This is a genomic window from Cellulomonas jepli, assembly GCF_047229345.1.
Taxonomy (GTDB): domain Bacteria; phylum Actinomycetota; class Actinomycetes; order Actinomycetales; family Cellulomonadaceae; genus Cellulomonas_A.
This window is the reverse complement of record NZ_JBFTER010000008.1, coordinates 29,572-44,163: the sequence shown is the minus strand read 5'-3', so window position 1 is coordinate 44,163 and position 14,592 is coordinate 29,572. Positions and strand designations below refer to the sequence as shown.

The 14,592-nt window shown below is 75.8% G+C and carries 16 protein-coding genes; 8 read left to right on the top strand and 8 right to left on the bottom strand.

What is annotated here, in order from left to right; all coding sequences use genetic code 11:
* The first annotated feature begins 63 nt into the window (after positions 1 to 63).
* Together AB6N24_RS03340 and AB6N24_RS03335 are read left to right on the top strand one after the other, a co-directional pair.
* Entirely contained in the window at positions 64 to 1,512 is a 1,449-nt protein-coding gene (locus AB6N24_RS03340; RefSeq protein ID WP_412868011.1) for a helix-turn-helix domain-containing protein, read from the top strand.
* Between the two features lie 41 nt (positions 1,513 to 1,553).
* A complete protein-coding gene (locus AB6N24_RS03335) occupies positions 1,554 to 1,787 on the top strand; it encodes an SCO4848 family membrane protein (RefSeq protein ID WP_412868010.1) in 234 nt (77 codons plus the stop codon).
* Between the two features lie 37 nt (positions 1,788 to 1,824).
* Here the strand turns inward: AB6N24_RS03335 and AB6N24_RS03330 are convergent, their stop codons facing one another.
* Positions 1,825 to 2,520 carry a DedA family protein gene (locus AB6N24_RS03330; RefSeq protein ID WP_412868009.1) on the bottom strand — a complete coding sequence of 232 codons (696 nt, stop codon included), beginning with the start codon at positions 2,518 to 2,520 and terminating at the stop codon, positions 1,825 to 1,827.
* A 186-nt stretch (positions 2,521 to 2,706) separates the two neighbouring features.
* Between AB6N24_RS03330 and AB6N24_RS03325 the strand changes: the two genes are divergently transcribed.
* Positions 2,707 to 3,351 (top strand): malonic semialdehyde reductase, encoded by a 645-nt coding sequence (locus AB6N24_RS03325; protein WP_412868008.1) that lies wholly within the window; start codon positions 2,707 to 2,709, stop codon positions 3,349 to 3,351.
* Between the two features lie 108 nt (positions 3,352 to 3,459).
* On the opposite strand, the gene AB6N24_RS03320 is transcribed toward AB6N24_RS03325, so the two are convergent.
* The 5 genes from AB6N24_RS03320 to AB6N24_RS03300 form a co-directional block, all read right to left on the bottom strand.
* Positions 3,460 to 3,921 (bottom strand): MarR family winged helix-turn-helix transcriptional regulator, encoded by a 462-nt coding sequence (locus AB6N24_RS03320; RefSeq protein WP_258725213.1) that lies wholly within the window; start codon positions 3,919 to 3,921, stop codon positions 3,460 to 3,462.
* 87 nt (positions 3,922 to 4,008) lie between these two features.
* Positions 4,009 to 5,052, bottom strand: coding sequence for a quinone oxidoreductase family protein (locus AB6N24_RS03315; RefSeq protein WP_412868007.1), 1,044 nt, complete (start codon positions 5,050 to 5,052; stop codon positions 4,009 to 4,011).
* 151 nt (positions 5,053 to 5,203) lie between these two features.
* Positions 5,204 to 5,959, bottom strand: a complete 756-nt coding sequence (locus AB6N24_RS03310) for an HAD family hydrolase (RefSeq protein WP_412868006.1) — start codon at positions 5,957 to 5,959, stop codon at positions 5,204 to 5,206.
* A 144-nt stretch (positions 5,960 to 6,103) separates the two neighbouring features.
* On the bottom strand, positions 6,104 to 7,672 hold the full coding sequence (locus AB6N24_RS03305; protein WP_412868005.1) for an FAD-dependent monooxygenase: 1,569 nt from the start codon (positions 7,670 to 7,672) through the stop codon (positions 6,104 to 6,106).
* A gap of 117 nt (positions 7,673 to 7,789) precedes the next feature.
* Positions 7,790 to 8,848 carry a ScbA/BarX family gamma-butyrolactone biosynthesis protein gene (locus AB6N24_RS03300; RefSeq protein ID WP_412868004.1) on the bottom strand — a complete coding sequence of 353 codons (1,059 nt, stop codon included), beginning with the start codon at positions 8,846 to 8,848 and terminating at the stop codon, positions 7,790 to 7,792.
* Positions 8,849 to 9,041: 193 nt separating this feature from the next.
* On the opposite strand from AB6N24_RS03300, the gene AB6N24_RS03295 reads away from it, so the two are divergent.
* Together AB6N24_RS03295 and AB6N24_RS03290 are read left to right on the top strand one after the other, a co-directional pair.
* On the top strand, positions 9,042 to 9,758 hold the full coding sequence (locus tag AB6N24_RS03295; RefSeq protein WP_412868043.1) for an NADPH-dependent F420 reductase: 717 nt from the start codon (positions 9,042 to 9,044) through the stop codon (positions 9,756 to 9,758).
* A gap of 166 nt (positions 9,759 to 9,924) precedes the next feature.
* Positions 9,925 to 10,707: a DUF1206 domain-containing protein gene (locus tag AB6N24_RS03290; protein ID WP_412868003.1), complete on the top strand. Its 783-nt coding sequence runs from the start codon at positions 9,925 to 9,927 to the stop codon at positions 10,705 to 10,707.
* A 163-nt stretch (positions 10,708 to 10,870) separates the two neighbouring features.
* Here the strand turns inward: AB6N24_RS03290 and AB6N24_RS03285 are convergent, their stop codons facing one another.
* Complete coding sequence (locus AB6N24_RS03285) at positions 10,871 to 11,656, bottom strand: glycerophosphodiester phosphodiesterase family protein (protein ID WP_412868002.1); 786 nt, start codon at positions 11,654 to 11,656, stop codon at positions 10,871 to 10,873.
* Entirely contained in the window at positions 11,653 to 12,345 is a 693-nt protein-coding gene (locus AB6N24_RS03280; RefSeq protein ID WP_412868001.1) for a Pr6Pr family membrane protein, read from the bottom strand. Before AB6N24_RS03280 ends, AB6N24_RS03285 begins: the two co-directional genes overlap by 4 nt.
* A gap of 283 nt (positions 12,346 to 12,628) precedes the next feature.
* Here AB6N24_RS03280 and AB6N24_RS03275 point away from each other — a divergent pair, with 283 nt between their 5' ends.
* From AB6N24_RS03275 to AB6N24_RS03265, 3 genes are read left to right on the top strand one after another with little or no spacing between them, the layout of a single operon-like run.
* Positions 12,629 to 12,958, top strand: coding sequence for a YciI family protein (locus AB6N24_RS03275; protein WP_412868000.1), 330 nt, complete (start codon positions 12,629 to 12,631; stop codon positions 12,956 to 12,958).
* A gap of 44 nt (positions 12,959 to 13,002) precedes the next feature.
* Positions 13,003 to 13,332 carry a YciI family protein gene (locus AB6N24_RS03270; protein WP_412867999.1) on the top strand — a complete coding sequence of 110 codons (330 nt, stop codon included), beginning with the start codon at positions 13,003 to 13,005 and terminating at the stop codon, positions 13,330 to 13,332.
* The gene (locus tag AB6N24_RS03265) at positions 13,320 to 14,591 is read left to right on the top strand and encodes an RNA polymerase sigma factor (RefSeq protein ID WP_412867998.1); all 1,272 of its coding nucleotides are present in this window, start codon (positions 13,320 to 13,322) and stop codon (positions 14,589 to 14,591) included. The genes AB6N24_RS03270 and AB6N24_RS03265 overlap by 13 nt, the downstream gene beginning before the upstream one ends.
* The last annotated feature ends 1 nt before the right edge of the window (position 14,592 follow it).

The following is a 14,592-nucleotide window of genomic DNA, read 5'->3' as shown; positions in this document are numbered from 1 at the left end:
GCCGACGGGCGGAGCGGTGCCGCGCGGACCCCGGCCGCCCCGGCCCCGGTGCGGACCCGGGCCGTGCCCGACGACACCGCGGAGCCGGGCGTCGACACGCTCGTGCTCGGGCGCCGCGTCCGGCATCTGCGCACCGCGCGCGGCATGACGCTCGACGACCTCGGCGCGGCGATCGGGCGCGCGGCCTCCCAGGTCTCGATGCTCGAGAACGGCCACCGCGAGCCCAAGCTCTCGCTGCTGCAGCAGGTCGCGCACGCGCTCGACGTCCCGCTCGCCGAGCTGCTGCGCGACGAGGCCCCGAGCCGGCGCGCGGCCCTCGAGGTGGAGCTCGAGCGGGCCCAGCGCGGCCCCCTGTTCGCGTCGCTGCAGGTCCCGCTCGTCAAGGTCGGGCGGTCGCTGCCGAGCGACGCGCTCGAGGCGCTCGTCCGGCTCCAGGCCGAGGTCCAGCGGCTCCTCACCGAGAAGGCCGCGACCCCCGAGGAGGCCCGCCGCGCCAACGCCGAGCTGCGCGCGACGATGCGCGCGCAGGACAACTACTTCCCCGACCTCGAGGAGCACGCGCGTGGGCTGCTCGCCGCCGTCGGGCACCCGGGCGGGCCGCTGTCGCAGCGCGGCACCGCCGACATCGCCGCGCACCTCGGCTTCTCGCTGCACTACGTGCACGACCTGCCGCACTCGACCCGCTCGGTCACCGACCTCGAGCACGGCCGCATCTACCTCCCGCACGGGCTGACGTCCTCGGCCGACCCCCGCTCGGCGCTGCTCCAGGCGGTCGCGAGCCACGTCCTCGGGCACACCGAGCCGCGCGACTACGGGGACTTCCTGCGCCAGCGCGTCGAGACCAACTACCTGACGGCCGCGCTGCTGCTGCCCGAGGACGGCACCGTGGCGCTGCTGCGCGAGGCCAAGGCCGAGCGGCGGCTCTCGGTCGAGGACCTGCGCGACGCGTTCGCCGTGACCTACGAGACCGCCGCGCACCGTTTCACGAACCTCGCGACCCGGCACCTCGGCATCCCGGTGCACTTCATGAAGGTCCACGAGAGCGGCACGCTGCACAAGGCGTACGAGAACGACGGCGTGCGCTTCCCGTCCGACCCGCTCGGGGCGATCGAGGGGCAGCCGGTGTGCAAGCACTGGACCGCGCGCGTGGTGTTCTCGATCCCGGACCGGTTCAGCCCGTACTACCAGTACACCGACACGTCGTCGGGCACCTACTGGTGCACGTCGCGCGTGCAGGGGTCGCCCGAGGGCGAGTTCTCGGTGTCGGTCGGTGTGCCCTTCGCGCACGTGCGCTGGTTCCGCGGTCGCGAGACGCCGGAGCGTGCGGCGTCCCGCTGCCCGGACGCGGCGTGCTGCCGCGAGGCGCCCGAGGAGCTCGCGACGCGGTGGGCCGGACGGTCGTGGCCGAGCGCCCGCCCGCACGCGAGCACGCTCGCGGCGCTGCCGACCGGGGCGTTCCCGGGCGTCGACGCGACCGAGGTGTACGAGTTCCTGGACCGCCACGCGCCGTGAGGGCGGCGCCACCCCGACGCCCACCACGGGATACTTCCCCCGTGACCTCCGACGCGATCCTGCTGCCGACCCCGTGGGCGATCCTCCTCGTGGCGACCGGCCTGTGGAACCTGCTGATCTGGCCGCGCTTCTGGCAGCGCATCGCCGCCGACCCGCGCTCGCGTGACGCGTCCGGGCGCGCGACGCGGTTCCGCACCGTGCACGCCGTGCTGATCGGCGTCTCGCTGGCGCTCGGGATCGCGGTCGGCGTGCTGGGCGTGCTCGCGCTCCTCTGAGCCCTGCGCGGCGCGCGCCCGGCGGACGCGCGACCGGTCACGCCAGGCGGTGCACCGCGAACGTGAGCTCGGCGGGCGCGGGGTCCGCGCACCGGGCGCACGCAGCCGCCTCGGGCGTGCGGCGGGGAGCCGCGCGCCGCGCTGCACCCGCGGCGCGCAGCCGCAGCACGCGGTCCACGACCAGCCCGACGAGCAGCCCACCGGCGACCCCGGCGCCCATCCCGACGAGCGGGTGGTGGGCGGCGAGCAGGTGCCCGGCACCGACCCCGAGCAGCACGGAGCCCGCCGCCCAGAGCACGGCGGCGAGCGCGGCGATCGCGCTGAAGCGTCCGCGGGGGAACCCGACGGCCCCGGCCGTCATGTTCACGAGCACCCGTCCCCCCGGCGTGAACCGCGCGGCCAGGATCAGGACGCCGCCGCGCCGTGCGAGGGCGTCCTCGGCCCAGGCGAGCACCTGCCGGCCGTGGCGCGAGCGGACGACGCCACGACCGCCGGCAGGCAGGCGCCGCCCGAGCGTGTACGCCACCTGGTCGCCCGCGAACGCCCCGAGCGCCGCGACGACGCCGACGACCGCCGGATCCGGGCCGCGGCCGGCCGCACCGAGGGCCGCGAGCGCGACGACCGCCGACTCGCTCGGGACCGGGGGGAAGAACCCGTCGACGACCGTGACGAGCCCGAGCACGACGACGGCCCACGGGGTGTCCGCGAGGTGACCCACCCAGTCGGCGGTCACGCGTCACACCCGGTGGAGCGCGCAGCGGTCATGCGTCGATCCTCGGGCAGCGACCTATCGACAGTCAATCGGTTTCTGTCGAAATTCGGTGAACGCGCAGCGAAGGTTCCCCCAACGTCCGGCGCGTGTGACGCACACGACGTCCGCCGCCGGAATCCGGCGCAAGACTTGACACTTCAAGCAATCATGACGACCGACACGCTGAGCCCGTCCGAGACCCCGCTCGTCCTCGACGAGCAGACCGCCGACCTCCTGTTCCGCGAGGCCCGCACGGTCAACACCTTCTCCGCCGACGAGATCACCGACGCGCAGCTCGCCGCCGTGTACGACCTCGTCCGCTGGGGACCCACCGCGATGAACACGAGCCCGATGCGCGTGCTCGTCGTCCGCTCCCCCGAGGGCCGCGCGCGCCTCGCCGCGCACATGGCCGGCGGCAACCGCGCCAAGACCGAGCGCGCGCCCCTGAGCCTCGTCGTCGCGACGGACGTCGACTTCCACGAGCACATGGGCCGCCTCGCGCCCCACATGGCCGCCGTCGCCGAGGGCCTCGCCGGCGCCCCCGAGGCGCGCGCCGCGATGGCCCGCGACAACGCGTTCCTGCAGGCCGGGTACCTGATCGTCGGGCTCCGGGCCGCCGGCCTGCACGCCGGACCGATGGGCGGGTTCGACGCCGCCGCGCTCGACGCCGACCTGCTCGCCGGCACGTCGTGGCGCTCGGTGCTCGTCATCAACGTCGGGCAGGCGCCCGCCGAGCACGACGACCTCTCGACGCCCGCGACCTACCCGCGCCAGACGCGTCTCGACTTCACCGAGGTCGCCCGCACGGTCTGACGGCGGGTCGCCGGCACACGCCGGCGTCGGCGCACGTCCGCGGGCGGTCACCTGCAGGCTCGACGCGCCGGTGACGCGCACCGGTTGAGCCCGGCCCCCGGGCCGGGCTCAACCGTCGCTCGACAGCACCTTGATCGCGCGCTCGAGCAGCGAGCGCAGCTGCTCCTGGTCCTCCCGGTCGAACTCCGCGGAGAGCCGGTCCTCGACGGCCCGCGCCGCGGCGTCCGCCTCGCTGAGCACCGCACGGCCCGTGCGCGTCAGCTCCGTCACGAGCACCTTCTTGTGCACCGAGGACGGGTCGCGGCGGATGAGCCCCTTGGACTTGAGGTTCCCCAGCACCGTCGCCATGGTCTGCGGCGTGACCATGCACGCGCGAGCGAGCTGGGCGCCGGACAGACCCGGGGAGTACGAGAGGACCATGAGCGCGGCGTACTGCGGCACCGTGAGGTCGAAGGGGCGCAGCGCCTGGCTCTTCCGCGCGATGAGCGCTTGCTCGGCCCTCTTGATCGACTGCCCCAGACGCGCGGCGATCTCCGCCTGGATCCTGGCCGACTCAGCCTTGCTGCTCATGTGACCCCTTCGTCGCGTCGTGTCAGGGCTCTGATTGACGTCCGGTTCAGCCTACTGGTCCCCCACCGGACCACGGTTTCCCTCGGGTCACCAATCGGGGTGGTCAGGCGCGGGACCACCGTCGGACCCGGCCCGGGGTGTGCGCGTGCGCCCTCCGACGTGCAGGATGCGCGTCCCGGTGGAGGTCGGCGACCCGAGCGCGACGTGGGCCGCGGCGACGTCGTCGAGCGGGTGTGCGCTCACATCGAGCCCGACGGTCCCGTCCGCGACGGCGTGCAGCGCGTCCGTCAGGTGCTCGCGCAGCCGCTCCGGCGCGGCGACGGCGAGGGCGCGGAGGTCGTACCCGACGAGGCTCGTCCCCGTCCGGCGCACCCAGCTCGTCGCGACGACGTCGTCCTCGGCGGAGCCGTCGCCGTGGACGACGTGGCGCCCGCCGAAGCCGAGGGTCGCCGCCGCGGCCCGCCCGACAGCACCCCCCACGGGATCGAGCACCACGTCCACCGGACGCCCGCCCAGCAGGTCGTCGAGCGGGTGGCCCGGCTGCGTCAGCCCGTCGTACGTCACGACGTGCCGGGCACCCCAGCTGCGGGCGCTGGCCCGTGCGGCGTCGTGCTCGACGGCGGCCACCGCGATCGCCCCCTGCGCGATCGCGAGCTGGACCGCCGCCGAGCCGACACCGCCGGCCGCAGCGAGCACGAGCACCGTCTCGCGCTCCCCGACCCGCGCCGCCTCGAGGAGCCCCCAGGCGGTCGTCACGTCGCACGGCACCGCGGCCGCGACGGCGTCGGAGAGCCGTTCGAGCTCGCCCTCCAGCGCCACGACCGCCCACCCCGGCGCCACCACGAGCTCCGCGGCCCCTCCGCCGGCGAGGACCAGCGCCACCACCCGCTGCCCGGGAACCAGCGTCGTCACCGCCTCGCCGACCGCGACGACCCGGCCGCTGACCGCGAGGCCCGGGACGTGCGGGAGGTCCACGGCGACCCGACCCCGGCGGACCTGGACGTCGGCCGACGTCACGCCCGTGCAGGCGACCTCGACCAGCACGTCCCCGGCTCCCGGGACCGGCTCCGCGACCTCGGCGACCCGCAGCACCTCGGGCCCGCCGTGCTCGGAGAGCTGGACGGCACGCACGGCGGCTCCTCGGGACGGTCGGACGGGTCGAGCGGGTCCACGGGTCGCTGCCCGCTCGGCCGTGCGTGGACGAGGCCCCGACCTCGACGCCCCTCGCACCGGTGCGAGCCGCGTGGCGGTGCGCATCCCGGTGCCGCCGAGGCCGGGGCTGTCAGCGCGCCCGGCTCGCGGCCGGGCGGGTCTCGGCGGTCGCGGCGAGCGGCCCCTCGCCGTCGAGGACCTCCCAGCCACGCTCCCGGGCGAGCCGGGTGAGCACGGCGTCGGCGCCGACGACGACGGGGGTGCGGACCTGCTCGAGCATCGGCAGGTCGGACTCGTGGTCCCCGTACGCCCACGACGGGGTGCCGGGCGCCAGCTCGTCGAGCACCGCGGCGACCGCGGCGGCCTTGGCGTCCCCGATCATCGGGGTGCCGATCCAGCCCGTGTAGCGCCCGTGCGCGATCTCGGGGCGCGAGCACAGCACGCGGTCGGCGCCGAGGTGCGCGGCGACGGGTTCGAGGCAGGCCGGGAAGGAGCCGGAGACCAGCACGATCGCGCGGCCGGCGGCGCGGTGCACGTCGAGCTGCGCGTGGACGGCGCCGTCGACGAAGCCCTGCAGGAGCACCTGCGCGAACCAGCGGCGGCCGGCGGCGGCCATGTCCGCGACGGGCTCGCCCGCGATGAGCCGGTAGTAGGCCGCGTTGGCCTCCTCGCGCGGGAGGTCTGCGCGCAGCAGGTCCGCGAGCGCGTCGAGGCTGCGGGCCCGCTCGACGGGGGCGAAGCCGCGCACGTAGTACTCGTAGAACGAGACGAGGCTCGTGAGCCGCAGGAGCGTGCCGTCGACGTCGAAGAAGGCGATCCCGGTGGGCTCGTCGCCGCCGGCGGCGGTCGCGGCCTCGTCCGGGAGACGGGGGATGGTGGCGGTCAAGTCAGCCTCCAGGTGAGCACGGGTGCAGATCCGGCGAGCGACGGCTGACGCCCTCGGTCGTGATCGACGGTATCAGAACCCGTATCTCTAGCAGAACCCTGATACTCGGGGTTCGCCGTAAGTTCGGGCGCACGAGGCCGTCGCTCACGCAGGACGGCGAGCCCCCGCGGCGCTGACCGGCAGCACCGCACGGACCGCGTCGACGGCGGCGCGGGCGCCGGTGAGCCCGCCGTGGGCCGCCAGGTGGCCGTCCGGCCGCACGAGCAGGAACCGCGGCGCACCGCCCAGCACGCGGCGGAGGGCCGGCGACGCGAGGGACGCGAGATCGGTGACCCGGACGTCGGGCAGCCCGGCGGCGATAGCCGCGGCACGCCCGGGGTCGACGGCACGACCGGCACGCCCCGGCCAGAGCAGGAGGGTCCACGCGTCCGCGTCGAGGACGGGCCACGTCCTGGCGCCCGGCCAGTCGCTGCCGTCGTCCACGAAGGCCGGCACCCGGTCCCCCACCCGCAGCGACCGGCTCCCCAGGAGCGGCGTCCGGCCCGGCGCGTAGCTCGTGTCGAGCTGGGCGAACATCGGCGCGGCGCGCTGGAGCAGCCGCGTGCGGTCCGCGACGACCACCGCGGCGTCACGGAGCCACCGGCGCCACGGGCTGCCCAGGAGGCCCAGGCGCGTCTGCACGCCCGTCGCGGCGGTGACCCGCACGGCCGCCGCCCGGCGCTCGGTCTCGTAGGTGTCGAGCAGCGCGTCGGGCGCCTCGCCGCGGATCACGGCCGCGAGCTTCCAGCCGAGGTTCACCGCGTCCTGCACGCCGGTGTTCATCCCCTGACCGTTGGCCGGGCTCATGATGTGCGCGGCGTCGCCCACGAGGAAGCACGAGCCCTTCCGGAAGGCCCCGGCCGTCCCGAAGCGCACCGCGAAGGCCGCGGTCCACTCCGGCTCGCCCACCGTGCCGGAGCCCGGCGCACGCTCGTCGAGCAGGCGCTGGAACAGCTCGCGCGGCGGCGGCGGCCCCTCGGCCGTCGGCAGGCTCATCGCGACCCGGTAGACGCCCTCGCGCAGCGGGGCGAGGCCGATCATCCCGGCGCCGGACCAGAAGTAGTGCACCGTGCGGTCCGACGGCGCGCCCTCGACGGGGGCGTCGCAGATGCCGAAGGCGACGTTGACGGGGGCCGCGGTGAACGGCACCTCGAGCAGACGGCGGACCGTGCTGTGGGCGCCGTCCGCGCCGACCACCCAGTCGAACCGCTCATAGGTCACCTCGCCCGAGGGACCGCGCAGCGACACGTGCGGGCCGCCGTCGCGCTCGTCGGGGTGCGACAGCACGAGCAGCTCGGTGCCGCTCTCGATCGTCCCGCCGAGCTCGACGACGCGCTGCGCGAGGATCTCCTCCGTCACGGTCTGGGGGATCGTCACCGCGAACGGGTAGAGCGCGTCGGGCACCGTCGAGATCCGCACGGTGCCCTTGCGGCGACCCTCGGACCAGAACGCGACGGCGTCGACCCGGTGACCGCGCTCGAGCAGCCGCGGCGTCACGCCCGTCCGGCGCAGGAGCTCGAGCTGGCGCGGCCAGAGGATCGCCGCCCTCGAGTGCGCCGGTGCCTGCGTGCGCTTGTCGACGACCCGCACGTCGATCCCGCGCCGCAGCAGCTCGCACGCGAGGACGAGACCGACGGGCCCGGCGCCCACCACCAGAACACGCGGATCAGGCACGAGCACCCTCCGGGGTCGGCGGCGCGGGCCGCGCGGTCGGTGCGTCGCCGCGGGACGGCCCCGCGGGACGGCTGTGGTCGGCAGCGCCAGCGCCGGCCGGGACCACCGTGCCGACCGTCACGCGCCCGCCCGGTGGGCGCCCAGCGGTCCCGGCAGCGTGTCGAGCGCGAGCTCGATGGTCGCGGCGGGCCGGTCGCCCTGCACGACCCGCACGGCGACGGTCGAGCGCGGCGGCTGGTCGGGCGCCGACCGCACGGGCGGCCGGGGGGCCTCCATGTGCAGGACCGTCGGCTCGTCGAGCTCGACGTACTGCAGGAACTGCCCGCTGACGGCACCGACGTGCGTGTGCTGCGCGGACAGGCCGTGCACGTCGGCGAGCGCGACGAGGGCCAGCTGACGGGCCGCCTCGGTCAGCACCATCGCGGGCACGTGGTCCTGCGCGTGGTCGAACAGGCTCGCGTTGGCGAAGGGCAGCCGCAGGACCCCGCGGACCTCGTGCTCGTCGGCCTCGACCGTGGTCAGCACCACGTTGCGCTCGTGCGCCCGGGCGACGAGGGCCGGGTCGAGGGGCGGCGGCACGGGGGCGTCGCGCAGGCCGGCGCTGGTCACGAGGGTCGTGCGGCGGCGCGTGTCCCGCAGGGCGCGGTACGCCATCGGGGAGGCGAACATGACCTCGGTCGACAGCCGCCCGACCTCGGACTCCCCGACTGGCTGCGCGACGAAGACGGTCACGCGGTAGGTCAGCGAGCGCAGGACCCCGTGCACCGTGCGGGGGCGCTCAACCTCGACGAGCAGGCGCAGCGTCGGGGGCGCGTAGCCGACCGGGATCTCGCCGGTGCCGGGGAACGCCATGTCCCACGAGCGCAGGACGAAGTGCTGGCCGAGCGGGACGCCGAGGTAGGCGTGTGCGACGAGCGTCTCGGCCTGCCGACAGCACTCCAGGAGCAGCAGCGGGTCGACCCGGGGGACGCGGCCGGTGTGGTCGCCGTAGTAGCCGTGCTGCGGCGGCAGCTGCGCGCCGACCTCGTACGCCGCCTCCCCGACCTGCGCCGAGTCGGTCACGAAGACCTCGCTCAGCGCCGCGCGGTGCACCAGCCGGCGGTCGACCGTGGTCCGGTCGCTGAGCCCCGGGCCGTCCAGCGGGCTCCGCGTGAGGTCCAGGGACTCGGTGATCATGGACTTCCCCCAGAAGCATGAGCGGTGCGGAGCCGAGAGGTCCACCCGGCAGCACGGGGCCCGGGTGCCGACGTGCGTTTGCTGACACCTATCAGGGCTCTGTGACCTGTCCGGACAGTAGCAGAGGCATCCCGGGGCGAACCAGCGACAAAGGGATGAACGCGACACTGCGTCGAAGCGCTTGCGCACGCTCCTGGGCGGGTGCCCGACGCGGCGGCACCGCGCCGGGAACACCTCGGCGTCCCGCACGGTTCGAGCCACCATGACGACCATCGGACTCATCGGCAGCGGACACATCGGCGGGACGCTCGCGCGCCTCGCCGTCGAGCACGGGTACGACGTGGTGGTGAGCAACTCGCGCGGCCCGGAGACCCTCACGGACCTCGTCGCGGAGCTCGGCGACCGCGCGCGTGCCGGGACGGCGCAGGAGGCGGCCGAGGCGGGGGACGTCGTCGTCGTGACGATCCCGCTCAAGGCCTACCGCAGCGTCCCCGTCGAGCCCCTCGTGGGCAAGGTCGTGATCGACACCAACAACTACTACTGGCAGCGCGACGGACAGGTCCCCGAGCTCGACGCGCACGAGACGACGAGCTCCGCGCTGCTCCAGGAGCACCTCCCGGAGTCGTCCGTCGTGAAGGCGTTCAACCACATCACCGCCGCCGACCTGGGCTCGCGCGGCACCCCGTCGGGCACGCCCGGCCGCCGCGCGCTCGCCGTGGCCTCCGACCACGACGACGCGAAGGCACAGGTCAGCGCGCTGCTCGACGAGCTGGGCTTCGACCCCGTCGACGCCGGCACGCTCGCCGACAGCTGGCGCATCGAGCCCGGCACCCCCGGCTACGGCCCCGACCTCGACGCCGACGGGCTGCGCGCGGCGCTGGCCGCCGCCACGCGGGGCACCGCCGCCTGACCCGACCGGGGCCCGCAGCGGGCACCGGCACCACCGCACGACCACACGCCCGCCCGGCACGCCTGCGCGCTGCCGGGCGGGCGTGCGCGCGTCCAGGAGAGGACTCTCACGCGCTGCTGGACGCCTGCCCAGGCGGGATCGCCCCCAGGGTGCCAAGGTGTGCGCCATGAACACGACAGTGCGCTCTGCAGCAGCCGGGGCGGGCAACCACGGGCTTCTCGAGAAGGGCGCGCGCCTCGGCTACGCCGCGAGCGGGCTCCTGCACCTGCTCATCGCGTTCGTCGCGCTCCAGCTGGCGTGGTCGACCGGCGCGCAGGAGGCCAGCCAGTCCGGCGCCCTCCAGACCCTCGGGAGCTCCGGGCCGGGCTCCGTGGCCCTGTGGGTCATGGTCGTCGGGCTCGCGCTGCTCGGCGTGTGGCAGCTCACCGAGGCGGCCGTCCTCCGGGAGACCGGCGACCGGCTCAAGGCCGCCGGCAAGGGCGTCGTCTACCTCGTGCTGGCCTGGACCGCGTTCTCCGTCGCCCGCGGCTCCGGCTCGAGCGGCGGCTCGGACCAGACCACGACGATGACCGCCTCGCTCATGGAGAAGCCGTTCGGCCTCGTGCTCGTCGGGGCCGTCGGGGTCGGCATCGTCGCGATCGCCGTCTACCACGTGCACAAGGGCTGGAAGAAGACGTTCCTGCGCGACCTCGTCGAGCACCCCGGCACGTGGGTCGTGCGCGCCGGCCGTGCGGGGTACGTGGCTCGGGGCATCGCGCTCGGCATCGTCGGCGTGCTGCTCGTCTCGGCCGCGGTCACGCACGACCCCGCGCAGTCCCAGGGGCTCGACGGTGCGCTGCGCGCGCTGCTCGACGCCCCCTTCGGCAAGCTCCTCCTGACGCTCGTCGCGCTCGGCTTCGCGGCGTTCGGCGTCTACTCCTTCGCGCGCGCCCGGTACGCGCGCGTCTGACCCCGTCGGCACCCCGCCGGCGCCCCGGGACACCGGGCGCGCTCGCGCGGGTGGCGACGACGGCCGCCGGTCTGGCCCCGGGACAACGACGTCCCGGGGTCCGGCCACGTGGCGGCCGCCCGGCCTCGGCCGGTGAGCACACGGCGGGCAGGCGCCGGGCACGTCAGGGCCAGGTGCCCCGCTCGCGCAGCACGTCGCGCAGGAGGTCCGCGCGGTCGGTGACCAGGCCATCGACCCCGAGGTCCAGCAGCGTGCGCATCTGCGCCGGGTCGTTCACCGTCCACACGTGCACCTGCCGACCGGCCGCGTGCGCCGCCGCGACCGTCCCGGCGTCGACCACGCGCACCCGCCCCTGGGCGACCGGCACCTGGAGGCAGTCGACGGGGCGCAGCGCGCGGGCCGCCGCGCGGTCCAGCCCGGTGCGGCGCGCCACGAGGAAGCGGGCCACCTCGCCCGTCGCCGCCGACGTCGCGACCGGACGGGTCAGCGCCGCGAGCGTCGCCCGGCGCCGTGCCGCCGAGAACGACGCGACGCAGACCCGGTCGTGCGCCCGGGTCCGCTCGATCACCGCGGCGACGGGGGCGGCGGCGCGCGCGTCCTTGACGTCGACGTTGACCCGCAGCTCGGGCCACGTCCCGAGCACGTCCTCGAGCAGCGGGACGGGCTCGCGGCCCCCGATGAGCGCTCGCCGGACGGTCGCCCACGGCAGGTCCCCGACCCGGCCGCGCGCGTCCGTCGTGCGGTCGAGCGTCGCGTCGTGCAGGGCCACGGCCACGCCGTCGGCGGTCGCATGCGCGTCGGTCTCGACGTAGCGGAAGCCGAGGTCGTGGGCCGCCGCGAACGCCGCGAGCGAGTTCTCCCCGCCGTCGGGCGCGAAGCCGCGGTGCGCGAGCGCGACGAACCCCGAGGGGTCGTCGAGGTAGGGGTGCCGGGCCGCTGGGCTCGTCACACCCGGGCGTCCACCGACGCGTCGGGGTCGTCCACCGCCCCGGAGCCGTCCCGCACGGTGCGTGGCGTCGGGGGCAGCCGGTGCTCGACGAACGCGACGACGCCCGCGAGCAGCAGGAACACCACCGCGACGACGAGCGCGTTGAGCACGGCCTGCGCCCCGCCGATCTCGCCGACGTCGAGGAACGGGTACGGGTACCAGCCGACGACGGCCCCGCGCGCGAACGTGTACACGAGCCAGGCGACCGGGTACGCGACCGACCACAGCACCGTCGCGCGGTCGGCACGGGGACGGGGCCCGACGACGAGCCACGCGACGACGGCGACGACCGGCACCGTCGTGTGCAGGAGCAGGTTCGCGAACGCGCCCGACGGCGTCAGCTCCTGCAGCCCCGCGAGCACCGCGTGGTAGACGATCCCGGTCACGCCGATGCACAGCAGTCCGTCGAGCCGCAGCACGCGGAACACCCGCCCGTCCCGCTGCGGGTCGAGCGCGAGCAGCGCCGACGTGCCGCCGACCAGCAGGTTCGACTGGATCGTGAAGTAACTGAACAGGCGCGTCAGGCGCTCGGCCATGGTCCCCGCGACGCCCGGTCCGTCGGTGAACGCCGTCACCACCTCGACGCCGACCCCCGCGAGCACCATCACGGCGACGAGCCCGTGCAGGGTGCGCGCCGCGGCGGGCCTCATGCGGCGGCGGGGGCGGCGCGGTGGCTCATGAGCCGACCCTAGCGGCGGGTCGCAGGGGCGGCCCGAGGGCAGACCGGGAGCGGCCCGGCGCGCGACACGGTCCCGTGCCCCGGACCGGTCCTGGGACGACGGGGGCGTGGCGCTCGGCCGCCGGCGACCGCCTGCCAGGGCGCGGGAGAGCTCGTCCGAGATTCCGTCGTCCGACGTGTCCTCGTCGCGGGATCCCGTTCGTCGTGCCTGTACGAAGCCGCCCCACCCGGGGCGCACGACCCAGGGAGTCCCCATGCAGTTCGTGATGCTCGTCCGTGTCGACCCCGAGGCCACGCCGACCGCCGACGACAACGACCCGAGCACCTGGGTCGACGTGCACGTCCCGCGCCTCGGCAGGCGTCTCGAGGGCAACCGCCTCCGCGACATCGAGGACGCCACGACCGTCCGGGTCCGCAACGGGCGCACGCTCGTCGCCGACGGGCCGTTCGCCGAGTACAAGGAGCTCATCGCCGGCTACGACCTCATCGAGGCCGAGAGCATCGACCGCGCCGTCGAGATCGCCGCGCTGCACCCGGTGGCCCGCTTCGGGTCGATCGAGGTGCGCGAGGTCTGGCCGTTCTGAGCCGGACCCCGGACCCCTTCCCGTCGCACCCCCCAGGAGGAACCATGCAGTACATGCTTCTGATGGCCGCCGTCCCCGACGCGCCCGCGCACGAGCCCGACCGGACGCCGCCGACCGAGTGGGTCGAGGAGATGCAGCGGCGCGACGTCGACCGCGGCGGGTACCGCCTCCGGCTGCCCGACGAGACGCGCACGGTGCGCGTCCAGGGCGGCGAGACCGCCGTCGTGCACGGGCCCTACGCCGAGGTCGCCGAGCAGGTCGCCGGCATCGGGCTCATCGAGGCCGCGGACCTCGACGAGGCGATCGAGATCGCGGCGAAGCACCCGTCGGCGCGTCTCGGCGCGATCGAGATCCGGCCGCTGTGGTCGGAGTGACCGACGTCGACGCTGCCCTCACCTCGGCGTTCAGCGCCGAGTGGGGGCGCGTCGTCGCCACCCTGATCCGGCTCACGGGCGACTTCGCGCTCGCCGAGGACGCCGCCCAGGACGCGTTCGTGGCGGCCGCGAGGCGGTGGCCGGTCGACGGGGTGCCCGACCGGCCGGGCGCCTGGCTCACGACCACCGCACGCAACGGTGCGCTGGACCGGCTCCGGCGCGCGACGACAGAGGCACGCAAGCTCCGGGAGGTGGCGGCGATGGACGCGCTCGAGCTGCACGGCGGCGCGTCCGCCGCCGAGAACCCCGACGACGGTGCCGGGAGCGCCGTGACCGACGACCGGCTGCGGCTGATCTTCACGTGCTGCCACCCGGCTCTCCCGCTCGAGTCACGCGTCGCGCTCACGCTGCGGACCCTGTGCGGGCTCACCGTCCCGGAGATCGCCCGCGCGTTCGGCGTCGGCGAGGCGGCCATGACCAAGCGGCTCGTGCGGGCCCGGCAGAAGATCGCGCACGCGGGCATCCCGTACCGGGTGCCGGCCGACGACGTGCTCCCCGAGCGGCTCGACGGGGTGCTCGCGGTGCTCTACCTGCTGTTCACCGAGGGCTACTCCGCGACCGCGGGGCCCGGGGTGGTGCGGGAGGACCTGTCCGCGGAGGCGATCCGGCTCACGCGCGTGCTCGCCGAGCTCGTGCCCGACGACGCGGAGGTGCACGGCCTGCTCGCGCTCGAGCTCGCGCACGACGCCCGGCGCGCCGCCCGGACCGACGCCGCCGGCGAGCTCGTGCCGCTCGAGGAGCAGGACCGCGCGCTGTGGGACGCGCGCCAGGCCGCCGCCGCCGCCGACGTCCTGGTCCGTGCGCGCCGGCTCACCACCGACCCCGGGCCGTACCTGCTGCAGGCCGAGGTCGCGGTGCTGCACGCGACCGCCGCGACCGCGGGGGCGACCGACTGGGCGGCGGTCGCCGGGCTCTACGCGCAGCTCGCACGCCGGGCGCCGTCCCCGTACGTCGACCTCAGCCGGGCGGTCGCGGTCGCGATGGCCGACGGGGTCGACGCCGGGCTGACGCTGCTCGACGCGCTCGACGCGTCCGGGCGGCTCGACGGCAACCACTACCTCCCCGCGGCGCGCGCCGACCTGCTCCGGCGGGCCGGGCGGGATCCCGAGTCCGCCGAGGCGTACCGCGCGGCGCTCACGCACGTGACGAACGACGCGGAGCGGCGGTACCTGCGCCGGCGGCTCGCCGAGGTGTCGTGAG